This window comes from Pelagerythrobacter sp., from assembly GCF_041912895.1.
Taxonomy (GTDB): Bacteria; Pseudomonadota; Alphaproteobacteria; order Sphingomonadales; family Sphingomonadaceae; genus Pelagerythrobacter.
On sequence record NZ_JAYSGI010000001.1, the window covers coordinates 139,055 to 160,814 of the forward strand.

Here is a 21,760-nt window from a genome sequence, read left to right on the forward strand (position 1 = left end):
GTTACGCAACACGCACGCACATGACCGAGCAGACCCTCATCGAAGCCGCCCGCGTGTCCAAGGCCTGGCCGTTCCAGGAAGCGCAGAAGCTGCTCAAGCGCTATCCCGACGGCAAGGTCGCGGCGGATGGCACGCGTGCGCCGGTACTGTTCGAAACTGGCTACGGCCCATCGGGCCTGCCGCACATCGGCACGTTCCAGGAAGTGCTGCGCACCACGCTCGTGCGCCGCGCCTACGAGGCGCTGATCGGCGCGAAGCCGGGCGACGGCGCGACCCGGCTGATCGCGTTCAGCGACGATATGGACGGGCTGCGCAAGGTGCCCGACAACGTCCCCAACCGCGAGATGCTGACCGGCCACCTCGGCAAGCCGCTCACCCGGATACCGGATCCATTCGAGGCGGGGTTCGCCAGCTTCGCGCATCACAACAACGCCATGCTGCGCGATTTCCTCGACCGGTTCGGCTTCGAATACGAGTTCGTGTCCGCCAGCGAGCGCTACAATTCGGGCGCGTTCGACGACGCGCTGCGACAGGTTCTGCGGCAGAACCAGGCGATTCTTGACATCATGCTGCCGACCCTGCGGGAGGAGCGGCGGCGGACCTACTCGCCCGTGCTGCCGATCAGCCCAACGACCGGCGCGGTCCTGCAAGTGCCGGTCGAAGTGGTCGACGCCGAGGCGGGCATGGTGCGCTTCACCGACGAGGACGGAACGACCGTCGAGCAGTCGGCGCTGGGCGGCATGGCCAAGCTGCAATGGAAGGTCGACTGGGCGATGCGCTGGTACGCGCTGGGCGTCGATTACGAGATGTGCGGCAAGGATCTGACCGACAGCGTCACGCAGTCGGGCCGGATCGTGCAGGTGCTCGGTGGCCGCAAGCCGGAAGGGCTGATCTACGAACTGTTTCTCGACGCGAACGGCGAGAAGATCTCCAAGTCGAAGGGCAACGGCCTGACGATCGAGGAATGGCTGACCTACGGCAGCGAAGAGAGCCTTGGCTTCTACATCTTCCCCAATCCCAAGAGCGCCAAGCAACTCCACGCCGGGGTGATCCCGCGCGCGGTCGACGATTACTGGCAGTTCCGCGAGCGGCTGGCGGAACAGCCGCTCGACAAGCAGCTCGGCAATCCGGTTTGGCACCTGCTGCGCGCGAACGGATTGTCAAAGCTGACTAGTAACGCTCCGCGAGCAGTGCAGGGTAACCCGCAGGCTCGATTGTCAACCGCAGGCAGGCTCTTGCGCAACGCTCCCGTAGCGATTGGCTACTTCAGTGGCCCCGGATCTGAACTGAGTGCCGCGGCGCCGGGGGCGGGTGACACGCTGCCCGTAACCTATGCGCTGCTGCTCAACCTCGTCGGCGTGCTCGGGGCCGGCGCGACGCGCGAGCAGGTGTGGTCGTATCTCGGCAACTACATCGCCGAGCCCGATCCGGCGAAGCACCCGGAGCTCGACGCGCTGGTCGGCACCGCGCTCGCCTACAACCGCGATTTCGTCGCCCCCACGCTGGAACGGCGTGCGCCTGCGGATAACGAAGCAGCTGCACTGCGTACGCTCGATATGGCGCTCGAGATGGTCGCGGCGGATGCGAGTGCGGAAGATCTTCAGACGATTGTCTATGAGATCGGCAAGCAGGAGGAGTTCGGGTTCGAGAGCCTGCGCGACTGGTTCAAGGCGCTTTACGAGACGCTGCTCGGCTCGCCGCAGGGGCCGCGCATGGGCAGCTTCATCGCGCTCTACGGCATCGGCAATACCCGCAAGCTGATCGCCGAGGCGTTGGCGCGCGGGTGAAGCCTAGCCCCACTTGCGGGTGCGGTACCACTTGGTGATGACGTATTTCACGCCGCTTTCGACCGGCGTTCCGGCGTGGATCGTATCGTCGTTCGGCGAGCCGTCGGGCAGGGCATTGTTCCACGCCAGCAGCACGCCGGGCTTGGGCGGGATCTTGATCCCGACCTCGGTGAAGTGCGTCTCGCCCCCGGCCTCGACCTCGTTGAGGAAGGCCATCGCGGTCCACGATCGCTGCCCGCCGCGCTTGCGCTCTGACTTCCAGTAGTCCTCGGTGGTGTAGAACCAGTCGTTGTGCGGCTTGAACTGCTGGCCGGGCATGTAGCGCTGGCCCTGGATCGCCTCCCCCGTCTCGGCCTTCATGCCGAGCAGGTCGTCGATCCGGCGCGAAATGCCCGCGACGAACAGATCGCGCGGATCGAGATTGCCCGAATACGAGGTGCGGAAGCCAGTCGAATAGTCGGCATCGAACAGCGTGCTGGGTTCCGCCACCGCATCGATCATCAGGATCAGCCGCTGGCACTCGGCCGCGCCGAGGAAGTCGCCGAAAGCGTAGATCTCCGCCTTGTCGGTATCGATTTTGTAAGCCTGCGGATCGGCGCCGAGGCGCTTTCGCACCGAAGCACCTACGCGCTTCAGCGCGTCCTGGTCGGGGATGGTGGCCGTCTTCTTCATCGAGGCCTTCCCTACCAGCGCCAGGGTGTGCTTCAAGGTCCGATGCGACACAGACGGTTCGAAGGGAGACATGCGGTGAACGAAGCTGCGGGACGCCGATATTCGAAAGTGGCGATGGCGCTGCACTGGCTCCTCGCGATCGGGGTGATCGCGCAATGGCGGCTCGCCGTTGCAGGGGAGAACGCGCCCAGCGACGAAGCGGGGAGTGCGATCATGGCGAACCATTTTTCGCTCGGCATCGTGGTGATGCTGGTCGCGCTGGCGCGACTCGCCTGGCGGCTGGTGCGGCCCAATCCGCCGCTCGCGGCCGATCTCGCGGCTTGGGAACGGTGGCTGGCGAAGGTCACCCATACGCTGTTCTACGTGCTCCTGATCGGGATGCCGCTGGCCGGGTGGTACGCGATGTCGAAATACGGCACCGGCGTGGATGTGTTCGGCCTATTCGCCTTGCCCGCGCTGCCGGTAGCGACCGATCCCGAAGGCGCGGGCGACGTGTTCGGTTTCCATGCCGCGGCGGGGATCGCGCTGCTGGTGCTTGCCGCGATCCATGTGCTCGGCGCGCTCAAGCACACGCTGATCGACCGTGACGGCAACCTGTTTCGCATGCTGCCGTTCGGCACGCCGAAGGCCTGACGCAAGAACCCCCGCCGGCGCGGGCCGACGGGGGCTTGCAAAGGGCTGCCGGGCTGAGAGGCCCCGGCAGCCTTGGGAAACGCGCGCTACCAGAAGAAGTCGTAGATCACGTCCGCGACCTCTCCGGTGTAGGTGTTCACCAGCAGGACGTCGTCGTAGTAGCGGACCCAGCGATAGGGGCCGTAGGCGGGCGGCAGGCGATACTGCCACGGATCGTTGATCCAGTAGCGGTTGCCATAGAACGGGCTGCCGAGACGGATGCCGATGTTGATCCGGCTGTAGTTGTAGTTGCGGTACGGCGCGTAGTAGCGGCCGATGCGATAGACGCTGCGGTTGGACGAGCGATAGCGGTGCCAGTCGTAGCGATTGTCGTTGCGCCAGGTGCGGGTCCACGCGCGATGGTTGCGGTTGTCGCGGCGGTCGTCCCACCGGTCGCGGCGATTGTCGCGCCGGTCGTCCCAGCGGTCCCGCCGGTCATCGTTGCGATCGCGCCAGTTGTCTCGCCGATCGTCCCACCTGTCGCGGCGGTCGTCGTTGCGGTCGCGCCAGTTCTCGCGCTGATTCTCGCGCCGGTCGCGCCAGTTTTCACGGTTGTCGCGGCGGTCGTTATCGCGCGGGCGGTAGGTCCGGTTGCGGTCGTTGTCGCGATAGCTGCGGTTGCGGTCGGACTGGACGGTCCGCCCAACGACGGCCGCGCGGCGCTGCGCTTCGCCGCGCTGGCTCGCCTGCCGCTGCTGCGCGGCACGCTGAAGCGCTTCCTGCCGGACGCTGACGCTCTGCCGGACGGACCGCGCGCGGCCCGCATCGGCATCGCGCACCGTGCGGGCGACGGGGCGGGGCTGCTGCGGTCGGCTCTCGCTGCGCTGCTGGGGCCGGCTCTCGCGGCGTTGCTGCGGCCGTGCCTGGCGACGCTCGCCACGGTTCGAGCGCGCCTGCGGCCGCTCTCCGCGCTCGCGATCGGCGCGCTGCTGCTGCATTTCCGCGGCCGCCGCGGGGGCGGCTGGGAGCACGGTCAGCGCCATCGCCGCGGCGATTGCCGACAGCGCGCTTCCCTTCAGTAACTGTTCCAGTGTCATCGTGCGATTCTCCAGTGTTCGAGAAACGCCGCGCCCACTCCTAGCGGCCCTCCGATGCCATCCGCATACCGCCGACGGGCTGACCGCAAACTGAACCGGGTACGATGCCTCTCGTTCAGGTTCGCGCGATCCCGCATGAACGAAGCTGCGGGGCTGGACCTCGTGCGTGCAGGCTCATAAGCGCGGCAGTCATGCGCTGGCGCGAACAGATCAACCGATCGATGCAGGAAGGGGTCCCGGCCGAGATCCTGCGCCCGGCCGACTGGGGCCGGCGCATCGCCATGCTCGTATCGGCCGTGCTCGTGGGCCTCGCGGCGATCGCCTTCGCCTTCGCGGGCGACTGGGCGCAGGAGACGTTCCTGCATGCGCAGGCGCGTCGCCCCTGGATCAACCTCGTCGCGACCCCGCTGGCCTTCGTCGCCATCGCCGCGATCACGGTGCGCTTCGCCAGCGCTTCGCGCGGATCGGGCATTCCGCAGGTCATGGCCGCGGGCAAGGCCCCCGAAGCCGCGCAGAGCGGCGCGCTGCTGTCGATCCGCACCGCGCTGGCCAAAGTGGCGCTGACCGTCGGCGCGTTGCTCGGCGGGGCATCGGTCGGGCGCGAGGGGCCGACGGTGCAACTCGCTGCGGCGACGATGGCGCACGTCCATCGGCTGTTCCGGGTCAAGGTGACCTCGGGCGTGATCATCGCGGGCGGCGCGGCGGGCGTGGCGGCGGCGTTCAACACCCCGCTCGCCGGGATCGCCTTCGCGATCGAGGAACTCGCGGTCGCCTACGAACAGCGGGTCGCGATCCTGGTGATGGGGGCGGTGATGATCGCGGGCCTGACCGCGCAGGGCATCGCCGGGAGCTACGTCTATTTCGGCGAGCTCGACGGGGCATTGCCGATCGCCACGGTGCTGATCGCCGCGCCGCTCGCGGGCGTGATCGGCGGCGTGCTCGGCGGGCTGTTCGCGCGCGCCGTCTGCGCGCTGCGCGGGCCCGACGGGCGCTATACCCGCGTGCTCGGCAAGCGCCCGCTGGCGACCGCGCTGGTCTGCGGACTGATCGTCGGCGGCCTGGGCTTCGCCACTGCGGGCGCGACCGCGGGCACCGGGTACGAGCCGACGCGCGACCTGCTCGCGGGCGCGGGCGGCGCCTACTGGTTCGGCCCGGCCAAGTTCGCCGCCGCGCTCGCCACCAGCGTCAGCGGCATCCCCGGCGGCATCTTCGCGCCTTCGCTCGCGGTCGGCGCGGGCTTCGGCGAGCTGATGACCCCGCTGTTCGCACCCGAGCATGCCGGGCTGATCGTGCTGCTGGGCATGGGCGGCTACTTCACCGGCGTGGTGCGCGCGCCGCTGACCGCGGTCATCATCCTGAGCGAAGCGACCGGATCGAGCCACGCGATCCTCCCGCTGTTCGCCACCGCGCTGATCGGCGACTGGACCGGCGCGATGGTCTGCCGCGAGCGGCTCTACCACGCGCTGGCGCGCGATTTCGCCGCGCCCCGCGCGGCTGCCGAGGGCGGGGAGGCCGAGTCGCGCAAGGACGACGGCGCGAGCTGAACCGGCGCGCAGTGTCGCGCGACGGCGAGACATGGACCGGTTGTTACACTGTCCTGAAGAGAAAAAATCCGGCGTGCGCGAAGGAGCGCTTGGTATGGGAATGGCGCTGTCGCGCAGGTGGCTGGCGAGCACGGACATGGCGCGAGAGTAGCCCGGCGATAGCGCTGTAGGAAAACGGTTTCCGCCGCGTTCGGCTCAACGCCGCGCGAACCCTTGCAGCCCCTCGGTCTCCGTGTCGCGGTCTACGATCCGCTCGACCGCCGCGCGCGGGGGACCGTCGTGCAGCGCCGCGATCATCCGCCGCACCGCACCCACCTCACCCTCGACATGCGCCTCGACGCTGCCGTCGGGCAGGTTCCGGACCCACCCCGCTATGCCGAGAGAGCGCGCCGTCTCGACCGTCCAGTCGCGGAAGAACACGCCCTGGACGCGGCCGTGGATGGTGAGATTGCGGGCGGTCATGGGTTCCAACGATGCCTCTGATGTGGAGCGGTCGGTCTGATGGGATTTGAACACTCCGCTGCCGTTTGGTAGTATTTGCCGATGACGGCGCAAGAGCTTCTCGACGGGCAGAACAAGCATCGCCTGACGGTGGAGGAATTCCTCATGCTCGATCGCGCGGGCGCGTTTGGCATGCGCAGCGCGGAGCTCTTCGGGGGGGAAGTCTACTACATGAGTCCGAAGCATCGGCCGCATGCGCGCACTGTCGGCGATCTCTACTTCTGTATCAGGCAGGCGCTCGAAGCCGGCGATACCGGCCTCAGCGTCCTCACCGACATTTCGGTGCGGCTCTCGGACCACGACGCACCCGAACCGGATATCGTCATTACGAACGCGCCCGACGGCGAGGGCATCCTGCCTTTAGAGGCGGCGAAGCTCGTGATCGAGGTGGCGGACAGCACGCTCGCCACCGACCTCGGCCCCAAGGCCGACCTCTACGCCGCGGCCGGCGTGCCCGAATACTGGGTGGTCGATGTCGAGGAGCGCCGCGTCTTGATGCACGCTCATCCGCGAGAGGACGCCAGCGGCTACGATGGACAGATCGACGTGCCGTTCGGCGAGCCGCTGCACGCGGCGACGATCGAGGGGCTGGCGGTGGAGACCAGCGGGCTCAATTAAGCTTGATCTCGGCTAAGCGGTAAGGCGCCGGACGGGAGGCGGCTGAAGCTAGAGAATTAAGGCTCAAGCTCCGCGATCCGGCCAGCGATCTGCTTCTCGAACTTGTAAAGGTCCACAGGTCCGCTAACCGCATGGCGACTTTCATTCTTGTCTATGAAAGTGCCCAAGTACCGAGCTGTGGGGCTATTGAAGTGGAGGCGCGCAATCGTCTTGCGGTTGTTGTCATCCAACAGAACGGCGCAGTAGGATTTGGCATCTCGCATGACGATGCGACTGGGATCCACAACCCGCGACCCGATGGCTCGAACGATGTTGAAGCCATCAATCTCATCTTGGGTCGTCATCACGCCCTCGCTTTCAAGTGTGGCGGGCGGATCGCCATCCTCGATATCACCCGGGTTGGAAGCGTGTAAGGCGGAAGTCAGCCGCTCGTTCACCTTATCGCGGATGAGAGCGTTGATGGAGGTGACGATCAGGCTTTTGAAGCTGTCTTTGATCGAAGCGGTTACGCGGCCCTCATGAACGCGGTTGGCGATCAATCGAATCAACTCGTCCGATGGTTCTGCAAACTCCTTCTCAAGTTCGTTCGCCACCAGGCTCTGCATCTTGAGGTTGCCTGCCTCAGCGACAATCGTGTCGATGTTGAAGGCATTTTTCATGAAATTCGAGAGTATGCGAATGTCGGACTTCTTCACTCCCTCCATATCAAGCGTGAAGAACGGCTTGGAATCCATCTTATTGGGACTGTCGATATCAGAAAAGAATTTAAAAATTACCCCATTTGTCAGAATTGCAATTCGAGTATCCGTGACGGAGAAATAGCGAAATAGTTGAGAAGCGTGATTAATTGTCAGGTCTGAGCTTGCTGGCTTGCACTCCACCAAGATTGAAACCTTGCCCTCGTTGCAGATTGCATAATCAACCTTCTCGCCCTTTTTTGTTCCGACATCAGCCGTGAATTCCGGAACCACTTCAGAGGGATTGAAGACATTGTAGCCTAGCGCCTGTAGAAAAGGCATCACCAGCGCGTTTTTCGCCGCTTCCTCGGTCAGAAGAACCTCTCGGTGCTCGCGAACAGTTTTCGTGAGATCAGCTAGCTTCGTTTCCAGTTCCATTTTTGCCCCCATTTGTTTGCGGACAAATTACCGGAATCGCTTTCTGGTGCAACGACTTCTGTAGAGCAAACAAGCGAGGGAAACGATCACCTAGTCAACTTCTTGTACGCCAACCGCGTCGGCCGGTCCGCAGCATCTCCCAGCCGCCGCCGCTTGTCTTCCTCGTAAGCCTCGAAGTTGCCCTCGAACCACTCCACGTGGCTGTTGCCCTCGAAGGCGAGGATGTGGGTCGCCAGGCGGTCGAGGAAGAAGCGGTCGTGCGAGATGACCACGGCGCAGCCGGCGAAGTTCTCGATCGCCTCTTCCAGCGCGCCCAGCGTCTCGACGTCGAGGTCGTTGGTAGGTTCGTCCAGCAGCAGCACGTTGCCGCCCTGCTTGAGCATCTTGGCCATGTGGACTCGGTTGCGCTCGCCGCCCGACAGCTTGCCGACGTTCTTCTGCTGGTCCTGCCCCTTGAAGTTGAACGCGCCGACGTAGGCGCGCGTGCTGACGTCGTGGCCGTTGACTTTCATGTAGTCGAGCCCGTCGGAGATCTCCTCCCACACGTTGTTCTTCGCGGTGAGGTCGTCGCGACTCTGGTCGACGTAGCCGAGGCGCACGGTCTCGCCGATCTCCAGCTTGCCGTCGTCGGGCTGTTCCTGCCCGGTGATGATGCGGAACAGCGTGGACTTGCCCGCGCCGTTCGGCCCGATCACGCCGACGATGCCGCCCGGCGGGAGCATGAAATCGAGGTTTTCGAACAATAGCTTGTCGCCATAGGCCTTGGAGATGCCCTTGGCCTCGATCACCTTGCCGCCGAGCCGCTCGGGCACCTGGATGACGATCTGCGCCTTGCCCGGCTTGCGGCTGTCCTGCGATTCCTGCAGCGCCTCGAACTTGCGGATACGGGCCTTGGACTTGGTCTGGCGCGCGGCGGGGGTCTGGCGAATCCATTCCAGCTCGCGGGCGAGCGCCTTCTGCTTGCCGCTCTCCTCGCGGCTTTCCTGTTCGAGCCGCTTGGCCTTCTTCTCGAGGTAGGTCGAGTAGTTGCCTTCGTAGGGGTAGTAGGTGCCGCGATCGAGCTCGAGGATCCAGCCGACCACGTGATCGAGGAAGTAGCGGTCGTGGGTGATCATCAGCACCGCGCCGGCATATTCCTTGAGATGGTTTTCGAGCCATTCGACCGACTCGGCGTCGAGGTGGTTGGTGGGCTCGTCCAGCAGCAGGATCGAGGGCTTCTGGATCAGCAGGCGGGTAAGCGCGACGCGGCGCTTCTCGCCCCCCGACAGATCGGTGACCGGCCAGTCGCCCGGCGGGCAACGCAGGGCCTCCATCGCGATCTCGAGCTGGTTGTCGAGCGTCCACCCGTCGACCGCGTCGATCTTGTCCTGCAGCTCGGCCATCTCGGTGCTGAGCGCGTCGAAATCGGCGTCGGGCTCGCCCATCTCCATGCCGATCGCGTTGAACCGCTCGACCATGTCGGCGGTCTCGCGCGCGCCGTCCTTGACGTTCTCGAGCACGGTCTTGCTCTCGTCGAGCGAAGGCTCCTGCGGCAGGTAGCCGACGGTGATGTTCTCGCCCGGCCAGGCCTCGCCGCTGAAATCGGTGTCGATGCCCGCCATGATCTTCATCAACGTGGACTTGCCGACGCCGTTGGGGCCGACGATGCCGATCTTCGCGCCCTGGTAGAATTGCAGGTCGATGTTGTTCAGCACCGGCTTGGGCGCGCCGGGGAAGGTCTTGGTCATGCCTTTCATGACAAATGCGTATTGGGCGGCCATCAGTCGTCCTTCGAGAATATCGGATGTTTCGAGAGTTGGCGCGCAGATAGGGGCTGGCGCGCGCGCGGGCAAGCCGGACGTGCCCCCTCAACCAGCCGCGCTGGACTTGGGCCGGGGAGAGGGATAGCAGGTGCGGCCATGCACAGACTCGCCCTGGCGCTCGCCGCCGCATCGCTCCCGACCTTTGCCTTCGCGCAGGCCGCCGGCCCCCAAACCCCCGCAACCCTGGAAGCCAGCGCCGATGCCGCGCTGACCGACGACGTGCTGGCGTGGGATTTCGTGGAAGGCATTACCACCGAGGTCGGCCCGCGGCAGGCGGGCACCGAAGCGGAGAAGCGCGGGCGCGACTGGGCGGTCGCCTGGCTCAACGCCAACGGCTTCGCCAACGTGGCGGACGAGCCGTTCGAGATGGACACCTGGGTGCGCGGCACCGAGACGGCCGAAATCGTCAGCCCCTATCCCCAGCCGTTCCATGTCGCCGCGCTCGGCACCAGCGCCTCGACCGGCAACCGCGGGATCACCGCCGAAGTGGTCGAGTTCGACAGCGTGGCCGCGCTGCAGGCCGCGCCCGAGGGCAGTCTGAAGGGCAAGATCGCCTATATCAGCAACAACATGACGCCGACGCAGGACGGCTCGCAATACGGCTTTGCCGGCCCGGCGCGCTGGGTCGGCGCGGGCATCGCGGCGAGCAAGGGCGCGGTCGCCAGCGTCATCAAGTCGGTCGGCACCGATTACCACCGCAACCCGCACGTCGGCGGCACCTCGTTTCCCGAAGGCGTGAAGCCGATCCCGGCGGGCGCGCTGAGCAATCCCGATGCCGCCAATCTGGAGCGGATGTTCGACCGGGCGGGCGACACCCCGATCACGATGAAGCTGGTGCTGACCCCGCGCGATCTCGGCACGACCACCAGCGGCAACGTGGTGGGCGAGATCGTCGGGCGCGATCCGTCGCTGCCGCCGGTGCTCGTCGCCTGCCATATCGACAGCTGGGATCTCGGCACCGGCGCGATCGACGACGGGGCGGGCTGCGGGATCGTCGCCGCCGCCGCGAAGCACGCCGCCGCCGCAGGCCAGCCGCTGCGCACGATCCGCGTGCTGATGGCGGGCGCGGAGGAAACCGGGCTGTGGGGTTCGGAAGCCTATTCGAAGGCACATATCGACGAGCCGATCGCCGTCGGCCTGGAAAGCGATTTCGGCGCGGACCGGATCTGGAAGTTCGAAAGCAACTTCGCCAAGAGCAATCCCGACCTGCACAAGCGCATTGCCGCCGCGGTCGCGCGCTTCGGGGTGTCGACCGGCACCGGCGTTGCCACCGGCGGGGCGGACATCAACATCGTGCGCGACCAGAACGGCGCGATCATCGACCTGTCGCAGGACGGCACGCGCTATTTCGACCTGCACCACACGCCCGACGACACGCTCGACAAGATCGATCCGGAGCAGCTGCGCCAGAACGTCGCGGTGTGGACGCAGGTGGTCGGCCTGCTCGCCAACGAACCGGGCCCGATCAAGGGTCAGTAATCAGGCGATGACTATCAGGCGGTAACGAGCCCTTCGACGGGCCGCCCGTTCATCGCGGGAAACAGCGTGCGCCCGACCTGCTCCGGGTCTAGCGCATAGTGTTCCGCGATCGCGCCCGCGACGAGCGCTTCCAGGCTCTGTGCCGGATAGAGGTCGCGGCCCTGATAGAGCGCCGATGAACTCAGCCCCGGCCAGTCGCCCACGATCCGCCCGCCGCGCACCTTGCCGCCCAGCAGCCAGGCGAGCGAGCCGGTGCCGTGGTCGGTCCCGCCGGTGCCGTTGACCGCGACCGTGCGACCGAACTCGGTCGCGACGATCACCAGCGTGTTCGCCCACGCCGGGCCCATCCCTTCGCGCAGAGCGGCGAGCAGCGCGTCGAGATCCTTCAGCAGCGCATTCGACCGGGCGCGCTGGCCGTAATGCGTATCCCACCGCGTCGTCTCGATCGTGGCGATCCGCGCGCCGCCCTCGGCCGTCAGCATCGCGGCGGCGAGCGTGCCGAGGCTGGCCGCGCCGCGCCCGGCGGCTTCGCCGTCCTCCGCGATGCCGTGGGTGCGCAGGGCGTCGTCCCACAGCCCGCCCAACTGCGCGTCCTCGGCATAGAGCTGCGCGACGCGGCCCATCAGCGCGGCCTGCGCGTCGGGCAGGCCCGAGGGGGCGTAGCTCGACACCGGATTCACCCCGCGCAGCACCGGCGGGGCGGTCGCCGCCAGCGCCAGCGCGCGCGCTTCGCCGCCGTCGAGCAACCCGACCAGCCGGTTGAGCCAGCCGTCCTTCACCGCGTAGGCGCGCGCGCCGCCGGTTTCGAGCACGTTCTGCGCATCGAAATGCGATCGCTCGCGATAGACCGAGGCGACGGCGGGGGCGAACAGCACCTCGCCCGCCGCGTGGAGCTTCGCGGTTTCGGCGAGCGCGGGGTGGAGCGCGAACAGCCCGCCGATCTGCGGCGCGTCGGCGAAATCTTCCGCCAGCGCGCCGCGCACCGCGCCGAACTGCGGATCGCCGGGCGCGCCCAGCGCCATCAGCCCGTCGGCCGCGCCGCGCTGGATCACGAACACCAGCCGCTGTTCGCCCGCCACGCGCGCCAGCGACAGGCCGGGCCAGGCGAGCGCCAAGCCCCCGAACAGACCGGAAGCGAGGAGGGAGCGGCGCGAGAGGGGCATGGTCATGGCTATTTCCGCATCATTTCGGGCGACACGAGCAGCAGCGCGAGACCCTGCGACTGGCTTTCGGCGCGGGCGATGGCATCGGCGGTGGCCGTGCTCAGCGCTTCGGGAAACAGAGCGGGGGCGAGCGCGCGCGGATCGACCTCGCGCACCTCGGCCGCGATCCGCCCGGCGACCTCGACCCGGCGCATCAGCGCGTCGGACCCGGCCCATCCGGCGGCGAGATCGTCGTATCCGGCGGGCGATCCGGGCTTCCACACCGGCTGGCCCAGTTCCTCGGTCAGGCGATAGGCGAAGCGCGGGCGCGGCGGGGCGTATCCGGTCGCGCGCGCGCCTGCGACCAGCCATTCCCACGGGCTGCGGAAGCGCGGCGTGGCCGCCCATGCCTCGGGTCGTTCGACCAGCACGCGATAGAGGGCGGGCAAATCGCCGCCGGTGGCGAGGAACCGCTCGGCGAGCGCATCGACCAGCGCGGGCGGCGGCGTGTCGCCCGCGAAATGGCGCGCGAGCTTGGTCGCGACGTGCCGCGCGGTCGAGGGATGCACCGCCAGATCGGCGAGGATCGCGCGCAGTTGCCCCGCGCCGCCTTCGCCGTAACGCTTGCCCATGATCGTGCGCGCGCCGGGCTCGTGCGTACGCGCGGCGAAGCGGGTGCCGGTGGGACCGGTGATGTCGCGCGCGGCGGCGCCTGCCACGGTCCACCCGGTCAGCGCCTTGGCCAGTTCGATCACGTCGGCCTGCTCGTACCCGCCGCCCGCGCCGAGCGTGTGCAGTTCGAGCACTTCGCGCCCGAGGTTCTCGTTCAGTCCGCGCTGCCGCCGCCCGCGCTCGCGCACCCGCAGACCGAGCGGGCTTTCCGGCCCGATCGAGCGCGACTGGTCGAGATAGAGCAGCATCGCGGGGTGGGTCACCGCCGCCTCCAGCATGTCGGCGAAGCGGCCGGTCACGTGCGGGCGGATCGCCTCCGCTTCGAACGGCCCGGCGAGGCCGACGACGGTGCGCTTGTCGGTGGAGACCGCGAAATGGTTGGCCCAGAAATGCACCATGCGTTCGGCGAAGGGCGTTTCGGTGGCGACGGCCTGCGTCAGCCGCGCGGCGACCGCATCCTGCAACGGCCCGCGCACGCCGTCGGCGCGCTTGCGGTTGCCCTTGGCACGGCCTTGCGCCGCGCTGTCATCGGCCTTGCGCTGTTCGCGCAATTCCCGGCGTGCGCGCAGCAACTCGGCATATCTGCCGATCATCGCGGAGCTGCCGGGCAGCGCGGCGATGGCGGGCGGCGCGGGGTCGTAGCGGTCGATCTGCCACAGCAGGTCGGCGCGCGGATCGCCGGGCGGGGCGGTGCCGCCGCGCGCGCCGAGGCCGAACCGGTTCAAGGCGATCGAAAGTTCGCTCATTCCGCCACCATACGCCGCATCGCGCGCCCGTCGCGTCGCGGTTGGTAGCGGATTGTCGCACGCCGTTCAGGTTGCGAAGCCGTGCCGTATCAGCCGGGGCAGCATCGCCGCCTGAATCGCGGCGCGCGCGGCAAGCAGCAGGGTGAAGGCGAGCCACAGCCCCCAGTTGCCGTGCGGCCATGCGAGCCACAAAGCGATGACATAGACTGCGACCGCACCGAGCATCGAGAGCAGCAGCGCGCGCGTCCAGCTCGCGCCGACGAACACCCCGTCGAACACAAAGCCCGCTACGCCCGAAAAGGGGATCAGCACCAGCCAGATCGCCTGCTCCTGCGCGGCGCTTGCGACCGCTTCCGTGGCGGCGAAGCTGGCGAGGATCGGGTCGGCGAACAGCGCGAAGCCCGCCGCCACCAGCGCGGCGACCGCGAAGCCGCGTAGCAGGATCGCCTTGAGATAGGCGGCGAACCCGGCGCGATCCTCGGCCCCCTTGCGCTCGCCGTTCAGCACTTGCGCGGCGTTCTCGAACCCGTCGAGCAGCAGGGCGGAAAGCACGAACATCTGGTAGAGGATGCCGTTCGCCGCCAGCACCACCGCGCCGCGTTCGGCGCTCAGCCGGGTCAGCGCGGCGAGCGCGATCATCAGCACCACCGTGCGCAGGAACAGGTCGCGGTTGAGCGCGAGGAACGGCCGGAGGCTCGCCCAGCGCAGCACCGTGCGTTCGCGCGCGGCGGCGATCACCACGCGGCCCTTGTTGCCGCGCAGCACGAACAGCACGACGACGGCCAGCTTGGCGTATTCGGCCGCGAAGCTCGACCAGCCAACCCCGGCGATGCCCATGTCGAGCCCGAGCACGAACCACAGCCCGAGCGCCACGTTGGCGAGGTTGTAGCCGACCTCGAACAGCAGTACCGCCGTCATCCGCCGCTGCCCCACGAGATAGCCGACCAGCGCGAGATTCAGCATCACGCCCGGCGCGGTCCAGTAGCGGATATCGGCATAAGTCCGCGCCGCCGCCAGCACTTCGCCGCGCGCGCCGAGCACGTCGAGCAGCGCGGGCAGGAGCAGCGGCTTGGCGAGCAGCAGCGCCGCGGCGATGGCGATCCCGATCGTCGCCCCGCGCAGCAGCACCGCGGCCTGCTCATGCGCGCCATGGCGCGTGCCCGCCTGCGCGACGAGGCCGGTCGTCCCGGTCTTGAGGAAATTCATCACCACGAACAGCATCGCGAACAGCCGCGCGCCGATATCGACCGCACCCTGCGCTGAAGCGTCGCCCAACCGCCCGACAATCCATATGTCGCCGAGCCCGATCAGCGCCGTGGCGACATTGGTGACCATCGCAGGCAGGGCGATCGCCCATATCGCGCGGGTGTCGGTGGAGGTGGCCTTCAAGCAGTGCTCCTCCCAAAGAATCGCAACGGCGGAAAGTTATCGTTCTTCACGACCCATAGGATGCAGTTGGCGGCATGTGCCACGCTTGTGCGCCGTGCGCGCCGATTTCCATCGTGCGGTCGGCAAGTCTCCTTTAACTGTTTCCTAACCGCGCGCGCACTATGTATCTTAAGGTTTGACGACAAATTTCGCGGATCGCGTTCCGGACATTCACACATGCGGCGTTTTTCGCTTTTAAGATTTGCCCGGAATTCCAATCATTTGCTGATTGCGGCATGCGCCGGTGTGCTGGTGGTTATCGCGTTTCTGGCGCTCGCGACGGATCGCGGGTTCGATCAGAGCGCGAAGCTGCGGCAGGACGTTTTTTCATCCTATGACGCGCGGGCCGCGTTGCAGAGCGTCCTGACTTTGCATCAGGACATGGAACTGGGTCAGCGCGGTTATGTCATTACCGGCGACCCGCGATTCCTCGAACCTTATCTCGCCGCCGAAGCGCGCGTGGACGAGAGCCTTGCGACATATATCCGGTTGGCCGGCCGATCGCGCGAAGCGGGGCTGATCGATCTGCTTCGCGGCGCATCGACTGACAAGCGGCGCTTCATTGCGCGGACGATCGCGCTGGTCGAGGAAGGGCGGCGGGACGAGGCCGTTCGTCTGATATCGACCGGCAGCGACAAGAGAATCATGGATCGCATCCGGTCGCTGGTGGAGACGATCTCCGAAGAGGAGCGCGCCAGGCTCGAACAGCGTACAGCCACAGCGGCAGTGGTTCGTGAACGGCTGCGAATACGCACGCTGACTCTGGAAGCGGGCCTGATCGCGCTGCTCGCGATCGCGGCCTTCCTGATCGTCCGCAGCCAGTCCGCGCGCACCCGGGCGCTACGCCGCGCGAGCGATGCCGCCGCGCGGCAGGACGCGATTTTCGGCAGCGCGAAAGACGGCATGATCGTGCTGAACCCCAGCGGTAGCATCGAAAGCCTCAATTCGGCCTCTGCGGACATGTTCGGGGTGACGGAACAATCGCTCTTGCGGCGCGACATCGGCGCGCTGTTCGAAGTCGCGCCCGATCGCGGCCAGATCGAGACGTTCCTCCGCCGCCTCAAGGCGAACCGCAAGGCGGGTTCGGGAAACATCCAGGAGTTCGTCGGGCGGCGGAGCGACGGTTCGACCTTCCCGCTGGAGGTTTCCATCAGCCCGGTCGAACTCGCTAGTGAAACCCTGTTCCTGGCAGTTCTGCGCGACATCAGCGAGCGCCGCGAGGTCGAACAGTTGAAGGGAGAATTCGTCGCCACGGTCAGCCATGAACTGCGCACGCCGCTAACCTCGATCGCCGGTTCCCTCGGTCTCATCAATGGCGGCGCGGCCGGCGAGGTGCCGCCCAAGATCGCACGCCTGATCGAGATCGCGCATAGCAATGCCGCGCGGCTGGTGCGGCTCATCAACGACATCCTCGATATCGAGAAGATCGAAGCGGGCCGCATGACGTTCGATATCCGCCCGCTGTCGCTGTCGACCTTGCTCGAGGCCGCGGTTCACCAGACGGCCGGGTTTGCGGGCGATTACGGGGTAACCGTGGAGGTCGACGATATCCCGGCAGACGCCGCCGTGCTGGCGGACGAGGACCGGTTGATGCAGGTGGTGACGAACTTGCTGTCCAACGCGATCAAATTCTCCCCACGCGCCGAGGCGGTGACGTTGCGCGTCACGCCGCTGGATCGGCGTTACCGCATCAGCGTGATCGACCGGGGTGACGGCATTCCCGAAGCCTTCCGGGACAGGATCTTCGGCAAGTTCGCGCAGGCCGACGCGTCGGATTCGCGGCAGAAGGGCGGTACGGGCCTTGGCCTCAGCATCGTGCGCGAGATCGTGATACGGCTGGGCGGATCGGTCAGTTTCGATAGCGAGACGGGCAAAGGCAGTATGTTTCATGTCGACCTGCCGATGGCGGAAATGCGCAGTTCCGCCGCGGCGCGCGAACCTGCCCCCGGCGATCATGCGTTGCCTGTCATACTCCATGTCGACGACGATCCGGATATGCTCGCTGTCGTCGCCAGCGCGTTCGGCGGACGCGCGCGCATTCATTCGACGCCAAGCGTCACCGAGGCGCGCTCGCTCATCAAGCGGACGCGCTACGACGCCGCGATCCTCGACGTGGGTATGCTCGATGGTCCCGGCACCGAACTGGTCGCCCCGCTGCGCAAGCGTTCATCGACCTTGCCGATCGTTCTGTTCACCGCACAGGAGGTCGCCGCGGGCGGAGAAGACGGTATCGATCTCGTGCTCGTGAAATCGCGCGCCAGCCTCGATACGCTGGTCGACGAGGTGATGGGGCGCATCGATCGAAAGGAACATGCCGGAGGCAAGCAGTGACGAGCCGTATACTCTATGTCGACGACGAGGCGGATATCCGCGAGATCGCCGAGATGGCGCTGTCGCTCGATCCCGCGTTCGAAATCCGCACCTGCGGTTCGGGTCATGAAGGAGTGGACGCCGCGCGGGCGTGGCAACCGAATCTTATCCTGCTCGATGTCATGATGCCCGAACTCGACGGGCCGGGTGTGCTCCGCATCCTGCGCGACGACGACCGGACCTATGCGATCCCCGTGGTCTTCATCACCGCGCGCACGCAAGCGCAGGAAGTCGCGCATCTGCGCGATCTCGGCGCGCGCGGGGTGATCGCCAAGCCGTTCGACCCGATGACATTGGCGCAGCAGGTGCGCGACTTGCTCGATGAATGACATCGGCCAGCGCCTCGCCGCGCTCTCGGCGCGTTTTGCGGAGCAGGCGGGCGACACCGCCGCTGCTATCGCCGCCGCGCTGGAGCGCGAAGACCGGCAGGAATTGGCAAGCCTGTGCCACAGCCTTTCGGGGCGCGCAGGAATGTTCGGCCATCCCGCGATCGGCGATGCGGCGCGCTGTGTCGAGATCGCGATCGACGAGGGACGGCCTGAGGGCGAGGTTGCGGAACTGGCGCGCGATCTCCTACGCCAACTTGCATCGCTCGGGCATGGTCCGGCGCCGCTTGCTAACGATACGGTGGAGTAGATGACCAAGGTTCTCGTTGCGGACGACGACCCGTTGACCATGGCGGGAATTACGACGTTGCTGGACAACACCAATTTCGAGGTCGTGGCGACGGTGAACACCGGCGCGGCCGCGCTCGATGCGCTCGCGAGCGCGCGGCCCGACATGCTCATCCTCGACAACGGAATGCCCGAACGCAGCGGGCTGGACGTGCTGCGGACATTGCGCGCACGCGGCGACAACCGCCCGGTCGTGCTGCTGACGGGCGGCATCAACGACCAGCTTGCGCGCGAGGCGATCCAGCTGTCGGTGAACGGCATCGTCATCAAGGCGACCGCGCCGCGCGACCTGCTGACTTGTCTTGAGACGGTGGTGCAGGGGCGCCGCTGGCTGGATCAGGAGGTGATGCAGCGGGCGATGGATTTCGCCATGTCCCCCGATGCGCCGCGCGACCCCTTCGCCGTGCTCTCCAGCCGAGAACGCACGGTCGCGGCACTGGTGCAACGCGGCCTGCGCAACAAGGAAATCGCCAGCGAACTGGGCCTCACCGAAGGCACGGTGAAAGTGCATCTGCACAAGGTGTTCGAGAAGCTGGAGGTGCGCGGCCGCACCGAGCTGATCCTGCTCGCCAAGGAGCATGGCCTCTAGCCGCTATATCCGAAGATATAGGCGTTTTTTGCCGAAGGTGAGCCGCTTTATCGCCGCCGGATGAATGGCCCGCGCCGCCCTGATCGCGCATCTGCCGCTCAAGGCGAGCGGCATGGGGCCGCCGCCGACGACAGGCGGACGATGGCTTACCTCCACACGCTCGGAATGGCACTGCTGGTCGCGATCCTCGCTATAGCCAGCCCGCCCGCGCGTGCGCAGACCACCGCCTATGCTGCCGGGCAGGGCGCGATCAACAGCATCGAGGTGGGGGTGGAAGTCCGCGCTTCAGTGCTCGGCCGCTGCGGCTTCGCCAGCGGCGGCGCGCCTTCGGGCACGATCGACCAGGCCGATTTCGACCGCAACGGCTTCACCCGCGATTTCGCGATCCAGCTCGATTGCACGGGCGCTTCGCGCATCGCGGTCACCTCGCAGAACGGCGGGATGGCGAGCGCCGCGGCCGGCGGAAGCGGGTACCAGGCGAAGGCGCCCTATCGCGTCGCGCTCTACATGGTGGCGGACAACGGTACCAACAGCTCGTCCAGCTGCGACGCTTCGAGCCTGTCGGCCGGCGGCTCCTGCGCCTTCGCGGGCACGGCGAGCAGCAGCACCGGCCTGCGGCTGGCAGGCGCCGCCACGAAAGCGAACGGATCGTATCTGCGCGTGAGCGCGCCAGCCTATGCCGGAGCCGATACGCTCGTGGCGGGCCGCTATGCCGATACGCTCTCGATCACCGTCAGTGTGAGTCCCTAACATGCGGGTAAGCATTTCGTCTTTGCTTTCATTAACCGGCGGCGCATACCTCTCGCTCCGGTATGATGAGGCCTGCATCTCGTTTGCGCGGATTTTCGGCGTTCGCCGCCCTGGCGGTGATACTGGCGCTGCCAGTGAGCCCGGCGCGCGCGGACGAGGCCGTGCAGATCGGGGTTCAGGGTCATGTCGCGCCGCGCTGCTGGGTCGCGAATCCAAATGTATCGGCTGCGCGCAAGACCCGCTCGACGCCCGATGGCAGGGCGATTTGCAATCATGCGCAGCCGCGCATGACATCGCAGGTTCGCAATCTGACGGAACGCGACGGTGCATCCGGAACCGCACGCTCGGACACGCAATCGACTCGCGCCGCACTGGAGATCGTCGTATCGCCCCGTTTATGAGGGCGCGGACATTTGCATTCACCATCGGCGGGCTGGCGGGGATGCTGGCGATCGCGTCGCCTGCGCAGGCGCAGACCCAGATCGCGTCGATCTGCGGCGTCACCGGCACCGCGACCGCGCCGGCCAGCATCACCTACGATCCGTTTTCCCCCGGCGGCCTGTCCGAAGTCACCATCCCACTTGTCCTGCGGCGCAATCGCGGGCTGGTGCTGGGCCTGACCGACGAGGTGAGCGCGATTATCGTCGCCCCCACCGGCTCGCCCGCGATCGACGTGACCTATCGCGGATACCGGGTGATCTATCCCGAGGGTGCGACCGCCGGTCGCCCCCGCGCGCTCGATTCGCGCGACAATGGCGCGGGTGCGGCGGGTGAGATACGGTTCGATTTCGGGGGGATATTGTCGTCGGACCTGTCCACGCCGCTTAATCTGCGCGTCACCGTGCCGCCCGGCACCGACCTTTCTTCCGGCGAGCCGATCGTGCTCGACCTCATGTACATCTGTTCCGGCGTCCTCGGCCTTCTCGGCCAGCCGGTGCCCGTGCGCGAGCCCGGCGCGATACGGATCAACGTCAACACCGTCAGTGCGCTCCAGGCCTATTACGCCGGATCGCCGCTCGACTTCGGGGAAATCGGGGACGCAACCACCTCGGCCGTGCTTGCGGCACCCGACCGCTACACCACTTCGGCGGTGAATTCGCTGCGTGTGCGCAGCTCCGGCCCATTCGAGGTGAGAATGCGGTCGCAGAACAATTTCCGCCTGACCTATCCCGGCGGCAACCTGTCGGACAGCGCGCAGACGATCCGCTACAGCGCGCGCTTCCTGGGGCAGGAAGTCACCTCGAACACTTCGTTCGGCACGCGCACCTGCGCGCGGGCGGGGATGGATGGGAGGGCCGGAACGCTGCCGTTGCGCGCCACGCTGAAGGAAGGCGGATCGGCCAAGACCCCGGCGCCCAATTACGGCGACGTCATCAGCATCACGTTCACGCCGATCGTCACCGCATCAGCTCCCACCAACTGCGCGGCGCTGTAGGCCGCCTTGCGGCTATATCCTCGGATATAGCGAGAAAGCGCCGGAAGTTAGGCTGCTTTTCGCCGTCCGCTAAATGTCGGCGCGGTCAGGTCCGGGCTATCTCCAGGTCATCGGGGCAACACCGCCCCTTCGAACTTTCGACTGGAGAATGACGATGAACAAGCTGCTTCTTTCCGCTCTCGTGATCGGTTCCGCCTTCGCCACCACCCCCGCCTTCGCGCAGTCGGCCAGCGGCTCGGTTGACGTGACCGGCACCGTGGGTGCGCGCTGCTCCGCCGTGACGCCGATCACCGGCAGCATCACGCTGGGCGAACTCGCCAAGGCCGACGGCACCGTCGACCCGAGCTTCGCCGGCAACACCGGCGGCCTCAGCCGCAGCTTCACCGTGAAGTGCAACGGTGCCAACCCGAAGATCTCGGTCGATGCGAAGCCGCTGGTGAACGCCGCCGCGACCAACTCGCCCAACGGCTACACCAACACCGTGCACTACACCGCCACGCTGGTCGCGATGGGTGCGAAGGGCGGCACGACGCCGGTGGCCGACCAGTCGCTGAGCTCGGGCGCGACGACGGGCCAAGTGGGCGATCGCTTCGCTGCGGTGTCCAACAACGTCACGCTGACGGTCGGTAGCGGCATGACCGCCGATTCGACGGCGATCCTCGATGCGGGCACCTATGCCGGCAAGGTCGAGATCACCATCGCGCCGACCGCCTGACGGGGGGCTCCC

At 66.9% G+C, this 21,760-nt stretch carries 21 protein-coding genes; 13 read left to right on the plus strand and 8 right to left on the minus strand.

The genetic code is table 11. The annotated features are described in order from the left end of the window. Positions 1–20: 20 nt before the first annotated feature. Positions 21–1,787, plus strand: coding sequence for a lysine--tRNA ligase (locus tag ACE3QC_RS00735; RefSeq protein WP_374405169.1), 1,767 nt, complete (start codon positions 21–23; stop codon positions 1,785–1,787). Between the two features lie 3 nt (positions 1,788–1,790). Here ACE3QC_RS00735 and ACE3QC_RS00740 read toward each other — a convergent pair whose 3' ends face one another. Further along, entirely contained in the window at positions 1,791–2,459 is a 669-nt protein-coding gene (locus tag ACE3QC_RS00740; RefSeq protein WP_374405170.1) for a prolyl hydroxylase family protein, read from the minus strand. A 75-nt stretch (positions 2,460–2,534) separates the two neighbouring features. Between ACE3QC_RS00740 and ACE3QC_RS00745 the strand changes: the two genes are divergently transcribed. Continuing rightward, positions 2,535–3,092 carry a cytochrome b gene (locus ACE3QC_RS00745; RefSeq protein WP_374405171.1) on the plus strand — a complete coding sequence of 186 codons (558 nt, stop codon included), beginning with the start codon at positions 2,535–2,537 and terminating at the stop codon, positions 3,090–3,092. An 86-nt stretch (positions 3,093–3,178) separates the two neighbouring features. Here ACE3QC_RS00745 and ACE3QC_RS00750 read toward each other — a convergent pair whose 3' ends face one another. Then, a complete protein-coding gene (locus ACE3QC_RS00750) occupies positions 3,179–4,168 on the minus strand; it encodes an RcnB family protein (protein WP_374405172.1) in 990 nt (329 codons plus the stop codon). A gap of 191 nt (positions 4,169–4,359) precedes the next feature. On the opposite strand from ACE3QC_RS00750, the gene ACE3QC_RS00755 reads away from it, so the two are divergent. Then, positions 4,360–5,712, plus strand: coding sequence for a chloride channel protein (locus ACE3QC_RS00755; protein ID WP_374405173.1), 1,353 nt, complete (start codon positions 4,360–4,362; stop codon positions 5,710–5,712). Between the two features lie 195 nt (positions 5,713–5,907). On the opposite strand, the gene ACE3QC_RS00760 is transcribed toward ACE3QC_RS00755, so the two are convergent. Beyond that, positions 5,908–6,174, minus strand: coding sequence for an acylphosphatase (locus tag ACE3QC_RS00760; protein ID WP_374406596.1), 267 nt, complete (start codon positions 6,172–6,174; stop codon positions 5,908–5,910). 81 nt (positions 6,175–6,255) lie between these two features. Here ACE3QC_RS00760 and ACE3QC_RS00765 point away from each other — a divergent pair, with 81 nt between their 5' ends. Next, a complete protein-coding gene (locus ACE3QC_RS00765) occupies positions 6,256–6,831 on the plus strand; it encodes a Uma2 family endonuclease (protein ID WP_374405174.1) in 576 nt (191 codons plus the stop codon). Positions 6,832–6,887: 56 nt separating this feature from the next. Here ACE3QC_RS00765 and ACE3QC_RS00770 read toward each other — a convergent pair whose 3' ends face one another. Then, positions 6,888–7,946, minus strand: coding sequence for a type I restriction endonuclease (locus ACE3QC_RS00770; protein WP_374405175.1), 1,059 nt, complete (start codon positions 7,944–7,946; stop codon positions 6,888–6,890). Between the two features lie 86 nt (positions 7,947–8,032). Then, the gene (ettA, locus tag ACE3QC_RS00775) at positions 8,033–9,706 is read right to left on the minus strand and encodes an energy-dependent translational throttle protein EttA (protein ID WP_374405176.1); all 1,674 of its coding nucleotides are present in this window, start codon (positions 9,704–9,706) and stop codon (positions 8,033–8,035) included. A 138-nt stretch (positions 9,707–9,844) separates the two neighbouring features. Between ettA and ACE3QC_RS00780 the strand changes: the two genes are divergently transcribed. Further along, positions 9,845–11,227 carry a M20/M25/M40 family metallo-hydrolase gene (locus ACE3QC_RS00780; RefSeq protein ID WP_374405177.1) on the plus strand — a complete coding sequence of 461 codons (1,383 nt, stop codon included), beginning with the start codon at positions 9,845–9,847 and terminating at the stop codon, positions 11,225–11,227. Between the two features lie 14 nt (positions 11,228–11,241). Here the strand turns inward: ACE3QC_RS00780 and ACE3QC_RS00785 are convergent, their stop codons facing one another. From ACE3QC_RS00785 to ACE3QC_RS00795, 3 genes are all read right to left on the minus strand, one after another. Further along, the gene (locus ACE3QC_RS00785) at positions 11,242–12,396 is read right to left on the minus strand and encodes a DUF1501 domain-containing protein (RefSeq protein ID WP_374405178.1); all 1,155 of its coding nucleotides are present in this window, start codon (positions 12,394–12,396) and stop codon (positions 11,242–11,244) included. Between the two features lie 2 nt (positions 12,397–12,398). Then, positions 12,399–13,787 (minus strand): DUF1800 family protein, encoded by a 1,389-nt coding sequence (locus ACE3QC_RS00790; RefSeq protein WP_374405179.1) that lies wholly within the window; start codon positions 13,785–13,787, stop codon positions 12,399–12,401. Positions 13,788–13,853: 66 nt separating this feature from the next. Then, positions 13,854–15,176 (minus strand): MATE family efflux transporter, encoded by a 1,323-nt coding sequence (locus ACE3QC_RS00795; protein WP_374405181.1) that lies wholly within the window; start codon positions 15,174–15,176, stop codon positions 13,854–13,856. 66 nt (positions 15,177–15,242) lie between these two features. Between ACE3QC_RS00795 and ACE3QC_RS00800 the strand changes: the two genes are divergently transcribed. The 8 genes from ACE3QC_RS00800 to ACE3QC_RS00835 all read left to right on the plus strand — a co-directional run bounded on the left by ACE3QC_RS00800 (position 15,243) and on the right by ACE3QC_RS00835 (position 21,748). Then, positions 15,243–17,546, plus strand: coding sequence for a CHASE3 domain-containing protein (locus tag ACE3QC_RS00800; protein WP_374405182.1), 2,304 nt, complete (start codon positions 15,243–15,245; stop codon positions 17,544–17,546). Then, entirely contained in the window at positions 17,543–17,914 is a 372-nt protein-coding gene (locus tag ACE3QC_RS00805) for a response regulator (protein ID WP_374405183.1), read from the plus strand. The genes ACE3QC_RS00800 and ACE3QC_RS00805 overlap by 4 nt, the downstream gene beginning before the upstream one ends. After that, positions 17,907–18,221: an Hpt domain-containing protein gene (locus ACE3QC_RS00810; protein ID WP_374405185.1), complete on the plus strand. Its 315-nt coding sequence runs from the start codon at positions 17,907–17,909 to the stop codon at positions 18,219–18,221. Before ACE3QC_RS00805 ends, ACE3QC_RS00810 begins: the two co-directional genes overlap by 8 nt. Beyond that, a complete protein-coding gene (locus tag ACE3QC_RS00815) occupies positions 18,222–18,848 on the plus strand; it encodes a response regulator (protein WP_374405186.1) in 627 nt (208 codons plus the stop codon). 141 nt (positions 18,849–18,989) lie between these two features. Then, positions 18,990–19,598, plus strand: a complete 609-nt coding sequence (locus ACE3QC_RS00820) for a hypothetical protein (protein ID WP_374405187.1) — start codon at positions 18,990–18,992, stop codon at positions 19,596–19,598. 62 nt (positions 19,599–19,660) lie between these two features. Continuing rightward, complete coding sequence (locus ACE3QC_RS00825) at positions 19,661–19,999, plus strand: hypothetical protein (RefSeq protein WP_374405188.1); 339 nt, start codon at positions 19,661–19,663, stop codon at positions 19,997–19,999. After that, a complete protein-coding gene (locus tag ACE3QC_RS00830) occupies positions 19,996–21,033 on the plus strand; it encodes a hypothetical protein (RefSeq protein WP_374405190.1) in 1,038 nt (345 codons plus the stop codon). The genes ACE3QC_RS00825 and ACE3QC_RS00830 overlap by 4 nt, the downstream gene beginning before the upstream one ends. Before the next feature lie 154 nt (positions 21,034–21,187). After that, on the plus strand, positions 21,188–21,748 hold the full coding sequence (locus tag ACE3QC_RS00835; RefSeq protein ID WP_374405191.1) for a hypothetical protein: 561 nt from the start codon (positions 21,188–21,190) through the stop codon (positions 21,746–21,748). Positions 21,749–21,760: the final 12 nt, after the last annotated feature.